15 protein-coding genes, 2 tRNA genes and 1 pseudogene are annotated in these 13,756 nt (G+C 65.5%); 11 read left to right on the top strand and 7 right to left on the bottom strand.

Annotated elements, in window-relative coordinates; translation table 11 throughout:
* The first annotated feature begins 247 nt into the window (after window positions 1-247).
* Together ACIBM5_RS19105 and ACIBM5_RS19100 are read left to right on the top strand one after the other, a co-directional pair.
* Window positions 248-1,363, top strand: coding sequence for a helix-turn-helix domain-containing protein (locus ACIBM5_RS19105; protein WP_396007961.1), 1,116 nt, complete (start codon window positions 248-250; stop codon window positions 1,361-1,363).
* Window positions 1,360-1,911 (top strand): hypothetical protein, encoded by a 552-nt coding sequence (locus ACIBM5_RS19100; protein ID WP_396007960.1) that lies wholly within the window; start codon window positions 1,360-1,362, stop codon window positions 1,909-1,911. Before ACIBM5_RS19105 ends, ACIBM5_RS19100 begins: the two co-directional genes overlap by 4 nt.
* Window positions 1,912-2,445: 534 nt before the next feature.
* Here the strand turns inward: ACIBM5_RS19100 and ACIBM5_RS19095 are convergent.
* From ACIBM5_RS19095 to ACIBM5_RS19085, 3 genes are all read right to left on the bottom strand, one after another.
* Window positions 2,446-2,506, bottom strand: a tRNA-Gly gene (locus tag ACIBM5_RS19095).
* 621 nt (window positions 2,507-3,127) lie between these two features.
* Complete coding sequence (locus tag ACIBM5_RS19090) at window positions 3,128-3,751, bottom strand: hypothetical protein (RefSeq protein ID WP_396007958.1); 624 nt, start codon at window positions 3,749-3,751, stop codon at window positions 3,128-3,130.
* Window positions 3,714-4,265: a toll/interleukin-1 receptor domain-containing protein gene (locus ACIBM5_RS19085; RefSeq protein ID WP_396007957.1), complete on the bottom strand. Its 552-nt coding sequence runs from the start codon at window positions 4,263-4,265 to the stop codon at window positions 3,714-3,716. The genes ACIBM5_RS19090 and ACIBM5_RS19085 overlap by 38 nt, the downstream gene beginning before the upstream one ends.
* A 327-nt stretch (window positions 4,266-4,592) precedes the next feature.
* Between ACIBM5_RS19085 and ACIBM5_RS19080 the strand changes: the two genes are divergently transcribed.
* Window positions 4,593-5,510: a phosphotransferase gene (locus ACIBM5_RS19080; protein WP_396007956.1), complete on the top strand. Its 918-nt coding sequence runs from the start codon at window positions 4,593-4,595 to the stop codon at window positions 5,508-5,510.
* 7 nt (window positions 5,511-5,517) lie between these two features.
* Here the strand turns inward: ACIBM5_RS19080 and ACIBM5_RS19075 are convergent, their stop codons facing one another.
* The gene (locus ACIBM5_RS19075; RefSeq protein ID WP_396007955.1) at window positions 5,518-6,897 is read right to left on the bottom strand and encodes a hypothetical protein; all 1,380 of its coding nucleotides are present in this window, start codon (window positions 6,895-6,897) and stop codon (window positions 5,518-5,520) included.
* Window positions 6,898-7,111: 214 nt separating this feature from the next.
* Between ACIBM5_RS19075 and ACIBM5_RS19070 the strand changes: the two genes are divergently transcribed.
* From ACIBM5_RS19070 to xerC, 6 genes and pseudogenes are all read left to right on the top strand, one after another.
* A complete protein-coding gene (locus ACIBM5_RS19070) occupies window positions 7,112-7,603 on the top strand; it encodes a hypothetical protein (protein WP_396007954.1) in 492 nt (163 codons plus the stop codon).
* Window positions 7,596-7,838 carry a hypothetical protein gene (locus ACIBM5_RS19065; RefSeq protein ID WP_396007953.1) on the top strand — a complete coding sequence of 81 codons (243 nt, stop codon included), beginning with the start codon at window positions 7,596-7,598 and terminating at the stop codon, window positions 7,836-7,838. Before ACIBM5_RS19070 ends, ACIBM5_RS19065 begins: the two co-directional genes overlap by 8 nt.
* A gap of 15 nt (window positions 7,839-7,853) precedes the next feature.
* Window positions 7,854-8,159: a hypothetical protein gene (locus ACIBM5_RS19060; RefSeq protein WP_396007952.1), complete on the top strand. Its 306-nt coding sequence runs from the start codon at window positions 7,854-7,856 to the stop codon at window positions 8,157-8,159.
* A gap of 213 nt (window positions 8,160-8,372) precedes the next feature.
* The gene (locus ACIBM5_RS19055) at window positions 8,373-8,588 is read left to right on the top strand and encodes a helix-turn-helix domain-containing protein (RefSeq protein WP_395799007.1); all 216 of its coding nucleotides are present in this window, start codon (window positions 8,373-8,375) and stop codon (window positions 8,586-8,588) included.
* Window positions 8,570-8,941, top strand: a pseudogene (locus ACIBM5_RS19050) (site-specific integrase); the annotation flags it as partial. The gene ACIBM5_RS19055 and the pseudogene ACIBM5_RS19050, both read left to right, overlap by 19 nt.
* Before the next feature lie 142 nt (window positions 8,942-9,083).
* Window positions 9,084-9,659, top strand: coding sequence for a tyrosine recombinase XerC (gene xerC, locus ACIBM5_RS19045; protein ID WP_396007951.1), 576 nt, complete (start codon window positions 9,084-9,086; stop codon window positions 9,657-9,659).
* Window positions 9,660-9,800: 141 nt separating this feature from the next.
* Here the strand turns inward: xerC and ACIBM5_RS19040 are convergent.
* Window positions 9,801-9,871 (bottom strand) — tRNA-Gly (locus ACIBM5_RS19040).
* Between the two features lie 148 nt (window positions 9,872-10,019).
* Between ACIBM5_RS19040 and dcd the strand changes: the two genes are divergently transcribed.
* Together dcd and ACIBM5_RS19030 are read left to right on the top strand one after the other, a co-directional pair.
* Window positions 10,020-10,601: a dCTP deaminase gene (gene dcd, locus ACIBM5_RS19035; RefSeq protein ID WP_020557430.1), complete on the top strand. Its 582-nt coding sequence runs from the start codon at window positions 10,020-10,022 to the stop codon at window positions 10,599-10,601.
* A gap of 201 nt (window positions 10,602-10,802) precedes the next feature.
* The gene (locus tag ACIBM5_RS19030) at window positions 10,803-11,300 is read left to right on the top strand and encodes a phosphoribosyltransferase (protein ID WP_391587164.1); all 498 of its coding nucleotides are present in this window, start codon (window positions 10,803-10,805) and stop codon (window positions 11,298-11,300) included.
* Between the two features lie 113 nt (window positions 11,301-11,413).
* Here ACIBM5_RS19030 and ACIBM5_RS19025 read toward each other — a convergent pair whose 3' ends face one another.
* Both ACIBM5_RS19025 and ACIBM5_RS19020 read right to left on the bottom strand, forming a co-directional pair.
* On the bottom strand, window positions 11,414-12,016 hold the full coding sequence (locus tag ACIBM5_RS19025; RefSeq protein ID WP_391587163.1) for a bifunctional DNA primase/polymerase: 603 nt from the start codon (window positions 12,014-12,016) through the stop codon (window positions 11,414-11,416).
* 410 nt (window positions 12,017-12,426) lie between these two features.
* Window positions 12,427-13,413 (bottom strand): Yip1 family protein, encoded by a 987-nt coding sequence (locus ACIBM5_RS19020; RefSeq protein WP_391587162.1) that lies wholly within the window; start codon window positions 13,411-13,413, stop codon window positions 12,427-12,429.
* Window positions 13,414-13,756: the final 343 nt, after the last annotated feature.

Below are 13,756 nucleotides of genomic sequence, written 5' to 3'. Positions count from 1 at the left end.
GTTTGCGTATCACCACGTCACTGCGGCAACCCTCGCACCGGCCGAGGCGCAACTGGACCTCAGAACGTTGCTCCTCGATAGGTCGAAGCCATATTGGTGGAGGCCACTACGAGGCATGGCCGGCTGGGTCCGTGCTGTCAGTCGAGCAAGCAAACAACATCGCGGCAGCTCGGCGCCCGGCTCCGCCGGCGTCACTCGTGCGTGGAGCCCCGTGGTCTCGAATCCTTCGATGTGCGATATTGGCACAATGGACGCCGAACTCACTTGGTCTGACGTCGGAGCGCGGGTAGCCACCGCTCGGCGCTTGGTCGGCCTGAGCCAGGAGCAGGTGGCCGAGGCCCTGAACGTCGACCGCAGCGCTGTGGCCAAAATCGAGGCGGGGCGGCGTCAGCTGAGTTCTCTTGAACTCGTTCGCCTGGCGGAGCGCTTGGAGCGCCCCCTTGCGTGGTTCGTGACGAGTCCACCACCGGCTGTGGCCAGTCGGAGGGCACAGCAGGCCGAGCAACGCTCCGATCCGGTAGGAGACCTCGTCCTCGAGGACGTAAGTCGGGACGTGACCCTGCTCGTCGAGGTCAAAGCGATCCGGCCCCCGCATCAGCCTGGACGCTACTCCTCGTTCGGTGCGGATGACGTGGAAGCCGTCGGAACGATCGCGACATCGGTGCGCGACTGCATGCGTGTCGACCGGTCGAAGCCGCTGCTCGCCTTGTCTGACGCGGCGGCCCGCATTGGCCTGTACGCGTACTCTCTGAGGCTCGGCGAGGGTGCTGTCGACGGATGTTATGCCGAAGTTGGCGATGGTATCGGGGTTGCCGTAATCAACGGCGACCGAGACTCGGGCCATCGTCGGTTTGTCCTGGCGCATGAGATTGGGCATCACGTACTGGGAGACGCCTTTTCTACCGACTGGGGAGGGGCAACCGGCGAGCATGAACGTGCGATTGATGCGCTGGCCAGGTCAATCCTGATTCCGCCGGGTATCAGCCGGCGCTGGTCGGAACTCACTCTCAAGCATGAAAAACGCAGCAGCGCAATTATTCTTGGCGCCGAGTATCGGGTGAGCTGGTCTCTCCTTTTGTTTCGTCTCAGAGAGCTTTCGCTGATCACCGGAAGTGATTTGCGGGTTCTCGACTCTCGATCTCCGACGCGCGCAGACTACCTCGAAGCGGGTGTCCGGGTGGAAGAAGAGTTGGTGGCGCCTGAAGTTTCTACAGGAGTTTTGCAGGCTGCCATTCGCGCGTACAAGAAGCATAAGATCTCTGCTGAGCGCGCAGTTGAAATTGCGCGTGGAGCCGTTACCGTGGACGAGCTTCCGGCGCGAGATGAGATCCCGCTCGAGGCACTGAGGAATGAGTTGGCTTGACAGCCTTGCTCGGGGGCGGGCGCCTGGTGTTCGACAGCTCGCCACTAAACTACTTCGCGCGCTCGAACCAGCTGGACAAGCTCGGCCGGCTCGTTGATGGGCATCGCTGCGTCATCACGCGCGTCGTCGAGGAGGAAATCTTAAACGGCACAACCAAGAGCAGTCGGCTTCATCAAGTCCTTGCCACGCCTTGGATCAGTGTTGTTGACGAACCGAGCCTTGGGTACATAGCACGATTCAGTGAATATCATTCACGAATGGGCGGAGGCATGCGCAACCTGGGAGAGTGCGCAACCCTTGCCTATGCGGAGTTTCACGGAATTTGCGCCGTGGTGGACGACCGCGCCGGTAGGGCGATGGCGATCGAGCGTGGTACTCAAATCACCGGATCCCTTCAACTGATCTGCCGAGGGATACGCGACGGGATGATCAGCGAAGACGAAGCTTCCAGCGTTGTCGATATTCTCGCCGACCACGAAGCATTCTTGCCATGCTCCGGTAGCGAGTTCATTGAATGGGCGCGAGGCGAGGGGCTGCTCGACCTCTGACCCACGCGAGGGTCCATGAGAGGCGCCGCCTATTATGGCGCTGACAGCTGGTATGGAGTGTCGGGCCCATCGGGGCGAGCGTGATGCTGAATTTGGCGACTCGTCAGGCCAGCGGACGAGGTCTGCCGGGAGAGCCTCGGACTGGGGTTGGGCGCACCTCGGTTCGCCCTTCGCCGTCCGGCACGCAGGCCCGGAACTCTTCTTGCTCCACCTCCGCTGTTTCCCGGTGCAGCGAGAGGCGGTGCCGGGCGGCGTGGCCCCACCAAGATCCGCCGGTCACGGCCTGGTCGTGTACGACCGCCCCTCTGGTGCATCGGCTCAGAGTGGATGTGTAACGGGTAGGACCGGACGCTGCGTCCACAAGCCGGCAGTCGCGCTGCCAAGCCGTTGCCGCCACCATCGCGAAGCGACTCAAGTTCACCGCCGACATCAACCCGCATCCGGCACGGACCCCGCATGCGAGGCGCGGCGAGTCCGGAAACGACGAAGGCCCAGCCCACGGAAGTCCTCCGTGACCTGGGCCTTCACCTCCGGAGCGGGCGACGAGAATCGAACTCGCGTTCTAAGCTTGGGAAGCGCAGTCCCAGCGGCCCGCAGAGATGCCCCCTGACCAGCCCTCTGTTCCGGCTGGCCCTCATGGCTCGATTGCCCGCCAAATGCTCGCTGATGACCGCGCGTTCCCGCCTGTTCTGGCACGCATCTGGCACGGCGAGGAGCGTGCGCCTCTCGCTTTTAGGGGTCACCCCGCGCGAAGCGACAGCAGCGGATTCCTAGCTTGGAAGGGTTGCCCGTGATCTTGGGCGCGACCTGCGCAACCACCCACCTGCGGTGGGGCGTTCGCTCATCCCCTGAGTGCCCGTGAGGACCCCTGAGCCGCGCCCCGTTCTGGTGCGCATCTGGTGAGTTAGCCGGGCCTGCCTTGCTCTCCAAGGGGGTGGTCGGTCTGGGGGTTCCCTCCTCGATCGGGCATGCCTGCACGGACCCGGGTTCCCGGAGGGGCGCAACGGCTCACACCGTGACGCTCGCGCTCGGCCGTTGCGCCCCTCCGGGGTTCCGGGTACGCCTGCGGTGCCCGATCGAGGAGGGAACCCCCAGACCCCAAGACCACCCACGAACCGCAGTGGCCCATGCCCGGGCCGCCCTCCGAGAGAGGGCCAGGTCCGGGGTAGAGCCCCGTTCGCATAGTTGTGCCGGGAACTGGGTGACGCCCTGCGGTCTATTCATCTATGTCTTCGTCTGGGTATTCGGGATCATCATCCACGTCTTTCAGAAGCCGATCCCATTCCTCGATGATGGTCTGGCCATCGATTACGTGCTGGATGGCGGCTTGCAGGATATTCATGACGGGTCGGATGTGCCGGCTTGATTGGGCGGTGCTACGCGCCCCCTCTGCGAAAGCTTGCATATGTGGAGCGTTGGCGCGAGTGGCCGTAATCAATCCTGCAAGAATTTCGAAGAACTCGCGAAAAGATTGCTTGTCTTCCTTGTTCAATTCATTTTCTGCCGCATATCGGATGATGCTGATAATGGCAGGGTCGATGTCGATCAGTTCGGTCGAGTACTTGGAGCCCAGCGTCAACATTTCCTGCGCGGGGCCATCGAGTCGCTTGGCGAGCTCCTGTGAGATACGAAGCCGTCCGGCAAAGCCAGCATTTCTGGAATCTGATTCCGTGAATGATTGGCTCGCCCAGTTCATTTCTGATCCGACGAGTGTCATGACGTCTGTCAACGACTGGAGAGTTTCAACCCAACGCGGCATAGCCGCCTCGGCTGTCGCCATAATCTCGACAAACCCCGGGCTGTCATCCTCGCTGGCGAGGAACTGGAAGCGGGGCTTCAACGGACGCAGACTCCTCCAGGATCTTACTTAGCCGTGCAGCTAGTTGATTGATTGCCTTCCGATATTCTGGGGACTTTTCATCCTCTAGGCGAAGGTCTCTCCAGTCAACCCATTGACGCTTGCGAATGAGTGCTATGACTTCATCTTCATCCTTATTATCAGTCAACTCTGGCACATTTACGTAGTGGATAGGGAGAAGCAGCTCGTCCAACCCCAGGCTGGCTGCATGGCCGGCGAATGTGATGATTTCCCGCCTGCATTGCTGGCTTTTGAAATATCTTGGAGTAATGATGGGAATGAGAAACGTACTGCTCGTAAGTGCGGTGTCAATTCGAATGCGCCATCCGTCACCCCACTCAATTGATTTCTTGTCTACAAAAACCTTCAGTTCTTCGCCTGTGATGATCTCGAACTCGTCGCCGATTGACTGGGCAAGGCGGCGGATTCGGCCATCGTCCAATTCGTCATCGCGATGGGTGTAGCTCCAAAATCCTACGGGGTGCTCATTGTTCATTTGGTTAGCATACATGGTTATAGCGGGTTGTAATTTTGATCGCGATATACACGTGAATCGATCAGATGTTGGCTTGTCTAATCAAGGAATGATCAATTCATGGCGGTGAGGGGTATTAAGAATCAGGAGAGATGTTGATCGCAAGTTTTTACACCTTTCGATGCGCATGGGGCCACGCCGTGACCGGCGGTCACGCCGCACGCGCGGCGTGACCCCATGCGGCGCACGCAGGGCGGCGCTCTCGATCCAGTAGAGCCAAATTCGGCAATAGTCGATTGGGTGCCGTTGGTGGGTCGACAGGGCGCGGGATGCGGGTAGCTTCGCGGTATGGCGGATGGCGGGGTGTCTGGGGCCGGTGGTGCGTTTACTGCGGAGCACGCTCGGGAGGTGTTGGGCTCGGCGTGTGCTGTGGCTGGGCTGAGCGCTGAGGGGGCGTCTCTGCTGCGGCTTGGGGAGAACGCTGTCTTTCGGTTGGGTGATCGGGTTGTGGTGCGGGTGGCGCGGTCGGCGGACCGGGTTGATGAGCATGAGCGGACTGTGGCTGCTGCTCGGTGGCTTGCCGTGGTGGGGTTCCCTGCGGTGCGGGTTGTTTCGCGGATTCGGCAGCCGCTCGTGGCTGATGGGCGGGTGGTGACCTTCTGGGAGCTTGTCGCCGAGGAGGAGCGGTTTGCGGGTGTGGTCGCGTTGGCCGAGTTGCTGCGGCGGTTGCACTGGTTGGAGGAGCCGGAGTCGCTGGGGCTGCCGTATCTGGAGCCGTTGGCGGCGACCTGGGGGCGGATCGACGCCGCGGTGGCGTTGGGTGATGAGGACCGGGGCTTTCTTCAGCAGCGGGCCGAGGAACTGCGTAAGCGGTATGACGCTCTGGAGTTCGTGCTTCCGTTCGGGCTCGTGCACGGGGACGCGAACGTCGGGAACGCCCTCGTTGACGATGCCGGGCGGGCGGTGCTGATCGACCTGGATGGGTTCGCGCTCGGGCCGCGTGAGTGGGACCTGGTGCTGACTGCGATGTACTACGAGCGGTACGGGTGGCACACCCGGGCCGAGTACGAGGCGTTCGTGCACGCGTACGGGTTCGACGTCATGAACTGGTACGGCTATCCCGTGCTGGCCGACATGCGTGAGTTGATGATGACCGTGTGGCTGACGCAGAACATGGCTGGCAACGCTGCGGTGACGGCGGAGGTCGCGCGGCGCATGTCGGACCTGCGGACCGGTGCCGACCGGCACGGGTGGAAGCCGTTCTGAGGCCGGATCAACTGGCGGTCTGCTGCCACAGGCGGTGGCTCTCGGCCTCCTCCAGGAATTCGGCAACTGAAGCTGAGGTTGCGAACACCGCCAATTTTGTGCGGAATTCGGATAGATAAGTCACGCAGCGGGCGGACTTGAGCTGGCGTCCGAGCCTCAGTGCGGCAAGGGCGCTGCGGCAGGCGGGTTCGGGTTCTCCGGCCGTCAGGTGGGCTTCCGCCAGGACCATGGTCGCGAAGAAGTCGCTGCGAACGTAGCGGCCGTCCGTGCCGCCGAGACACAGTTCCGCGTATGTGGTGGCTTGCCGGGCTTGGCGCATGTCGCGGAAGCAGTGGCCGAGTTCGGCGGACAGCTCCGCTTGGTCGAAGTAGCCGATCCACTCCGGGTCTTCGCCCGGGTTGGTGCGTTCGAAGATCGTCGTTGCCCGGGTCAAGGCCGTGTTGCATCCGGCGTGGTCGCCGACGCGGGAGAGCGCTCGGGCCTCCATCGCGAGGAACTGTGCGGTCAGGGTCGGCGTTGCGTGGCCTGTGGTGCCAAGCTGGGCGGCGCGGGCCAAGTTGGCTGCCTCGGTGAAGCGGCCGAGGTAGGTGGCCTGATGGCTCATCGCGGAGAGGACGCTTCCTGCGAGACGGCGATCCTCGGCGGCCTGGGCCAGGCGGAGGGCCTGGATGAAGTAGCGCTGGGCCAAGCCGTGGTGCCCGCTGTCGTAGCTCATCCACCCGGCGAGGAGCGTGGCTTCGGCGACCGTGCCGAACAGGGCGCGGCCTACGGGCTCCGTGCTGCGCGCGGTCAGCAATTCGGCCACGTCGCCGTCCAGGTACTGGATCAAGGCTCGGCGGCCGTGCCCTCCCCCGAAGCGGTTGTCCAGGTCGGCGTAGACGTCGACCGTTGCACGGACGGCTTGGACGTCTGACACCCCCACCTGTGTGCGCGTGCGCGCGTTCGGCAACTGCTCTTGCTGTCCGGAAACGAGCCAGGCGAGCGGCGCCGCATTCCAGGCGGCCGGGTCCGGGGACAACGCCGGCATGTCGCTACTGGGTGCGAGATCGGCGCGCCACAACGCCGTGAGTGCTTCAACGCTGTCTACGGGGGTGGTCGGGTAGACCGCCCCTGGGGGCTCCGGAGCGGCCGGGGCGTCGGCCAACCCGAGTCGGTGAGCTGGCTGGCCGTAGACCTTCACCAGCAGTTCGACGTAGTCGGCGGGGTAAGTCTGGCCGTTCTCCCAGCGGGCGATGCTTCGCAGGAGTGACGTGTCGGTGGGGAGAGAGCGACCCTCCTGCGCGGCGGCCTGGCGGAGGGCATAGACGAGACGGGGCTTCTTCCAGCCGAGGTGATTTCGGGCCGCGCGTAGGAGACCGGCTTGATACGGCGTGGTGATCGACACCACGAATCGCCTCCCCGGAAGCGGAGCCAGATCCAGCCATCATGCTCGCGCACACGAAGCGTCGTCAAAGAATCGCAGTGAGTTGATCTTGCTGACGCGCGCTGAGGTGACAAGCCGTGTCACCCCTTGTCATCCCTTGCCGTCTGCCTCGGACCGGTGCCGCCGCCGCATCGTTGTGATGCCCGGCGGAACGACCGGCGGGCTTCGGGAGATGAACATGACGCTTCATCAGGCGAGTGAATTCGCCGGTGCCTGGCTGCTCGCGGCCCTCGGCACCTCGGCCGGGACGGGACACCGCCGGGCACCTCGGCTGTGGGCGACCGGCCACGTCGTGGACGCGGTCATCGTGGCGGATCGGCTGGGGATCGAAGCGGTCGACTGGTACCGGCGTCTCGGTTCCCTGGCTCCGCCGTCCGTCATCGACCACCAGGCGCGAAAGGTCGCCTTCCTCATTGCGCCGGTCGGGGAGCCCTTCTTCGCGGGCGCATTGACGGTTCTGCGCGGGGACGTCCCGTACCGCTACCTCTCGACAGGCGGGTATCTGGTGGTCCCCGGCCGGGACGCCGAAGCGGGAGACCGCTACCAGTGGCTCACCAAGCCCACGGAGGAATCCACCCTCGATCGCGACGCGGTTGCGGTGCTCACCGTCCATCTCCTGATCGCACTGCGCAACCTGACTGCCGCCGCCGAGGGCACGGGCGATGAGTGATCCGGACGCGGCTTCCTGGTCGCCCATCGACACCACGGCTTGGTACGAGGCGCGGTCCGCCGTTGCGGCTCTCCGAGACGTTCTGATCGCCGCCGGCCTCGCCGAGCACTTCCCCTATCTCCGGGCCGACGTCAACGCCTTCGGCCACGGGTTCGTCGAACTCGGCCGCACCACACCGGAAGCCGCTACCCGGCTCGCCGAACTTCTTGCCGCAGCCGAGAAGAACCCCACCTGACAAGGAGGTATCGCTATGCGTCCTGTCTCCGATAACGCGCGAACCTGCGCGCCACATGCCGAGGTTCTGCACGCCGGCATCCCCTACGTTCGTGGCTGGAGCAAGGCGAACAACGCCACGACCGAACTCGCCGCACGCCTCGCCATGGCCGGCCTGCACGATGGTTTCGGAGCGCTCAAGGCGGAAGTGAACGTCCACGGTGACGGCCTGGTCAACCTCGGCTCCGTCCCTGCCGACGCAGTCCACCGCCTGGCCACGCTCCTCGCCAACGGTCTCTGTGCCGAACTGGATCACCTCGCCGCGCACGACGAAGCGGCCTGACCCCACACACCTCGGCCGGGTGCGCAGAGCGCTTCCCGCGCACCCGGCCGGACCACCGCACCACCCGACCGATATTCGGCAACGGCCGCCACAGGCCGGCTTGCACCGACCAAACGCCCAACGGTGTCGAGACAACCAGCCGAGGTCCCCACGCAGACGGGCCCCAACAGGACGCGACCTGACCAGTCCAGACCTGCGAGGGGACTTGCTCCCGTGAGCGAGAAGAGCACTCCCGGACGGCTCCTGACCGTCCCCCAAGCCGCCGACCGGCTCAACGTCGGCGAGCGCTTCGTCCGTCGCCTCATCGCAGAGCGACGCATCACCTTCATTCGGATCGGCCGCCACGTTCGAATTCCACAGGACGCGGTCGACGCCTTCATTCGCGCTGGACTTGTCGAGCCCAGCCGGACATGCGGAAAGGCAGCCTGATGGCCAATAGCAAGGGACGGCGTCGTCGTTTCGGGGCGGTTCGCCAACTTCCGTCCAAGAAGTGGCAGGCGCGATACCCCGGTCCGGACGGCCAACTGCGGACGGCTGACAAGACCTTCGCCACCAAGACGGCCGCCGAAGAGTGGCTGACGGACACCGAGTCGGAGATGAGACGCGGCGACTGGATCGATCCGTGCGGCGACATGGTCTTCGGTACGTTCGCGACGGCCTGGATCAAGGAGCGGCCGAACCTCCGCCCCCGCACTCGCGAGCTGTACAGCATTCTGCTCAGGCTCCACCTGAAGCCCACGTTCGGCGACGCAGCCATCCCGGCGATCAAGGAGGCCGACGTGCGCCGCTGGCGTGCCATGCGCCTGGAAGGCGGCCTTGGCCTGTCGACCACCGCCAAGTCGTACCGACTCATGCGCGCGATCATGAACACCGCCGTGGACGACGGACTGATCCGCCGTAACCCCTGCCGCATCAAGGGCGGCGGTGCCGAGAAGGCTCCTGAACGCCCGATCCTCACCCTCGAACAGGTCTTCACCCATCGCGGACGGAGTCGGGCCTCGCTTCCGGGCCCTCGTACTCCTCGCCGCCTTCGGCTCCCTGCGCTGGGGCGAACTCGCCGCTCTCCGACGCGACCATGTAGACCTCGACACCGGCACCATCCGCATCGACGTGTCCGCCATCGAGATGAGCAACGGCCAACGCGTGACCGGCCCGCCCAAGTCGGCTGCGGGCAAGCGCACCGTGACCATCCCCGCGCCGATCCTGCTCGACCTGCGCCGCCACGTGGAGTGGTTCGCCGAGAAGGAGCCGGGCGGCCTGCTCTTCGTCGGCCCGAAGGGCGCCGCCCTCCGCCGCTGCAACTTCAGCCGGGTCTGGCGCCGCGGTACCCGTCACCTCGGCGTGAGCGACCTGCACTTTCACGACCTACGCCACACCGGCAACGTCCTGGCCGCCGAGACTGGCGCCACCTTCCGAGAGCTCATGGATCGCACGTCCCATGCGGCCCTGATCTACAGCATGCTCGCGCCGGCTGAGACCAAGCCATCGCCGATGCCATAGCAGAGCGGATCAGGAAGTCCCCGAGCCAACCAAGCTCATCGCCGATCCGGCCCGGACCTGGCACGCGAGGCCATAGCGCACCCGGGAACGGCGAAGGCCCAGGTTGCGGATCATGTCCGTGACCTGGGCCTTCACTTCCGGAGCGGGCGACGAGAATCGAACTCGCGTTCTAAGCTTGGGAAGCTCATGTTCTACCATTAAACTACGCCCGCATCAGGCGCCCCAAGGGGAACCCTGCACCGTCACTCTACCGGATGGTCGAGCGTGGTTGCAGCAACGTTTCGTGGTGGGGGTGGGTGTGGCGGGTGGGTGGTGCGGAGCGTTTGGGTGGATCCGGGGGCCTGCGATTACCCTTTCCACGTGCTTCTATCGGACAAGGACATTCGCGCGGAGATCGACTGCGGTCGGGTTCGGATCGATCCCTACGAGCCGGCCATGGTTCAGCCGTCGAGTGTGGACGTTCGACTTGACCGGTTCTTTCGGGTCTTCGAGAACCACAAGTACCCGCACATCGACCCCGCCGTCGAGCAGCCGGATCTCACTCGCATGATCGAGCCGCCGGAAGGCGAGCCGTTCATTTTGCATCCCGGTGAGTTCGCGCTCGGCTCGACCTACGAGGTCGTGTCGTTGCCGGACGACGTGGCCTCCCGGTTGGAGGGGAAGAGTTCGCTCGGGCGGCTCGGGCTGTTGACGCACTCCACTGCGGGGTTCATCGACCCGGGCTTCTCGGGGCATGTGACGCTGGAGCTGTCCAATGTCGCGACGCTGCCGATCAAGTTGTGGCCGGGGATGAAGATCGGCCAGTTGTGCATGTTCCGGCTGTCGTCGCCGGCCGAGTTTCCGTATGGGTCCTCGGTGTACGGGTCGCGCTACCAGGGGCAGCGGGGGCCCACTCCCTCCCGCTCGTTCAAGGACTTTCATCGGACGAACGTCCGCGATTAGATCGCGGCGAGGTGGCGATCCCGCCGACACCGTGACCGCGACCGCGGGCACTGTTCAAGACCGCGAGCACCGATCTTGATCGCGGGCGATGCTCATAGCCGTGAGCGCTGCTCGCTAGCGTGAGCACTGCTCTCGCCTCCACTCTCCCGCCGCGACCACCACCCGCGGCCGATCCCGAAGCGAAGATAGGCATACCCGGACATGAGTGACGTGCGCGAAAACCTCACTTGGCCGCTCTTCGGCCAGGCCACGCGTGAGCTGGCGACGCAGGTTGCGGAGGACGGGTACGAGCCCGACATCATCCTGTCGATCGCCCGCGGTGGCGTGTTCGCGGCCGGTGCGCTCGCGTACGCGCTGGACGTGAAGAACCTGCACCTGGTCAACGTCGAGTTCTACACCGGCATCGGGACCACGCTGGACATGCCGGTCATGCTCGCGCCGGTGCCGGACGTGGTGGACTTCTCGAACAAGAAGGTGCTGATCGCGGACGACGTCGCGGACACCGGCAAGACGTTGCTGCTGGTTCGGGACTTCTGCGAGGGCAACGTCGCCGAGGTGCGCTGCGCCGTCGTCTACGAGAAGCCGCAGTCGCTGGTCAAGTGCGAGTACGTGTGGAAGCACACCGACGAGTGGATCAACTTCCCGTGGTCCGTGCAGCCGCCGGTGGTCACCCGCCAGGGCCAGATTCTCGACGCCTGAGCCGGACCGGAGCAGGGTTCGGAAGAGGAAGAAGAGGAAGAGGAGCCGGAGTGGGAGTACCGGCTCCGACATGCGCTGCCACCGGCGCTACCGCCCGCGCTTCCGCCCGCCGGCTACCGTCCCTGTGTGCTGAACCGCATCAACGCGCCCAGTACGTCCACCGCGCCCGGCAATCCCCGCTCGATCGGATCCGGAGGGACCGCCCAGCGGGTGCATTCGCCGCATGCGGTGGACGAGGGCGGGGCCGGTACGAAGTGGCCCACCGCGTGGTGGCGGACGTCGAACCGGGCCGTGTCGTTGTGGTCGACCGTGTACCAGTACATGCTGCGCGCGCCCGGGTCGACCAGGAACAACAGCCGCTCGCCCGGTAGATGCAGGACCGGCCCCAGCGGCAGGCCGGTCACCTCCAACTGGCGGATCGCCGCATAGCCGACCTTCGCCGGGGCGTCCAGGACGTCGAACTCCAGCCCGCTCGCCAGCAGGACCGTGTACGGCTTCCCGCTCCACCATTCCCAGACGTCGTCGGTCGATCGGGTGGCCCGGGTCAGCCCGGGTTCCGCGGCGGGGTGGGCGCCCGGGTCCGGGCAATCGGTGTCGCCGCACGAACATCGACCGTCTTCGACGTAGGCACCGGGCAGGACGGGCCAACCGCGATCCACGACGTAGAAGAGAGCGGCGGCCTGGAGCGCAGCCCGGGTGCGTTGCCGCACAAGCATGTCCGTTCCGTTCCTCACAACCGCGATGACGACGAGATGTCGTACGCGGACAGGTGTACTTCTACGAGTACACCGCCCGGAGCGGATACCGAACAGATCCGCAACGCGGCCCGGCCGTGCCACTTGTGGTCCACCCGGTCCACTGCCGGCACGCTTCGCCACCGGGCTGACTCGACGTCAGAACCGAGGCCGCACCCACGCCCCCACCGCCGCCCACCTCACGACGCCACCAACACCCTGACGCTGTCCAGCTGTCCGGCTGTTCAGGGTCACGACCTCACGACCTCACGACCCCCAACCGCACAACGTCACGCCACCACGCCGCCACGCCTCAAGACGCCACGCCGCCACGCCCCACGCCGCCACGATCGCACACCGTCACGCCCTCGCGACCTCACGCCCCCGCGACCTCACGACGCCAACGGCAGCTTCAGCACCAGCAACAGCGCGATCAGCTCGACCGACACACACCCCAGCGCCCGAGGCCACGGCAACTCGTGTACCCGCGTCATCAACATCGTCAGCAGCCACGCGGTCAACGCGAACGACGCGATGCCGATACCGGCCACGATCGGATTGTCGTCGGGTGCGAACAGCGCGACCACCAGCCGTGGTGCGTCCGCGATCCAGACCAGGATCATCGACAGCGTGATGAACGGCGTCGGCGATCCGTTCCCGCCGAACTGGGTCGCGAGCGCATGCGACACCAGCCCGAGCAGTGCGCAGAACGCCGGCACCATCACGATCACGATGCCGAGTGCGGGCACGCTCGTACTCATGGTCGAGTCGACGAGTTCCTTGCGGGACGCGTCGTTCGCGAACACCGCGAGTGCGCCACCGAGCGCGGACATGATCAGCGCCGGCCACCACACCGCCTGGTCGCGGACCGCGTCCATGGTGCGCAACGGGCGCAGCACGAACCCGCTCAGCACCTCTTTCCAGTGCAGGTTCCGCGGCGGTGGACCGCTGTACTGCGGCGGCTGCGGGTACGGCTGCTGCTGCCGGGGCGACACTGCGGGCGTCACCGTCGTGTACTCGTCGGGCGGCGCGCCGTAGATGTACAGACTCGTCTCGTCCGGCAACGACAGAGGCCCGTAGTTCGGGTCGCCCGAGCCGCCCTGTCCACCCTGCGATGACGAAGGCGTAGGCGGCGGTGGCGGCGGAATCTGCTGCCCGTGGCCCTGCTGCCCATGGCCTTGTTGCCCGCCGTAGCCCTGCTGCCCGCCGTGGCCCGGTTGGCCGCCGTAGCCCTGCTGCCCATACCCCTGTTGGCCACCGTACGGGCCCTGTTGGCCACCGTACTGATCGCCGTGAGCCCCGCCGTGCTGAGGTGGGTAACCCTGGCCGGCAGGCGGGGGCTGTTGCCGGTACGGGTCGTAGGGTCCATTGCCAGTCACATCAATGACGGTACCGGCAGTTCGACCCCTCGCGTCGTCCCGGGAAGGTCGTAATTCGGGCACAAAAACGCGATCACCGTCGACCTCCCGCAGGAGAACCGACGGCGATCCCGTCACCTGTCACTCGTTATCATCCGCCGACCGCCGACCGCCGACCGCCGACCGCCGACCGCCGACCGCCGACCGCCGACCGCCGACCCTTCACACAGGCCCTACTTGGCTCCCGCGTCCTCCAGGGCCCCCTCGGCCGCCGGTGGTTCGGGGAGTTGCACGGATTGCAGGAGCAGTTGTGCCACGTCGACGACGCGGAGGTCCTCCGCGGCCTCGCCGGCCTGCTTCTTGG

It is taken from the genome of Embleya sp. NPDC050493, assembly GCF_044458105.1.
In the GTDB taxonomy this organism is placed as follows: Bacteria; Actinomycetota; Actinomycetes; order Streptomycetales; family Streptomycetaceae; genus Embleya.
Note: the sequence above shows the minus strand (reverse complement) of the source record. Positions and strands in the feature narration are given on the sequence as shown.

What these genes read in the sequence shown, in the direction of transcription:
- ACIBM5_RS19065 (WP_396007953.1), top strand. Translation starts at nt 7,596, where the DNA reads ATGAGTGATCCGGACGCGGCTTCCTGGTCGCCCATCGACACCACGGCT.
- ACIBM5_RS19105 (WP_396007961.1), top strand. Translation starts at nt 248, where the DNA reads ATGGACGCCGAACTCACTTGGTCTGACGTCGGAGCGCGGGTAGCCACC.
- ACIBM5_RS19080 (WP_396007956.1), top strand. Translation starts at nt 4,593, where the DNA reads ATGGCGGATGGCGGGGTGTCTGGGGCCGGTGGTGCGTTTACTGCGGAG.
- ACIBM5_RS19025 (WP_391587163.1), bottom strand. Translation starts at nt 12,016, where the DNA reads ATGCTTGTGCGGCAACGCACCCGGGCTGCGCTCCAGGCCGCCGCTCTC.
- ACIBM5_RS19060 (WP_396007952.1), top strand. Translation starts at nt 7,854, where the DNA reads ATGCGTCCTGTCTCCGATAACGCGCGAACCTGCGCGCCACATGCCGAG.
- ACIBM5_RS19085 (WP_396007957.1), bottom strand. Translation starts at nt 4,265, where the DNA reads ATGAACAATGAGCACCCCGTAGGATTTTGGAGCTACACCCATCGCGAT.
- ACIBM5_RS19030 (WP_391587164.1), top strand. Translation starts at nt 10,803, where the DNA reads ATGAGTGACGTGCGCGAAAACCTCACTTGGCCGCTCTTCGGCCAGGCC.
- ACIBM5_RS19070 (WP_396007954.1), top strand. Translation starts at nt 7,112, where the DNA reads ATGACGCTTCATCAGGCGAGTGAATTCGCCGGTGCCTGGCTGCTCGCG.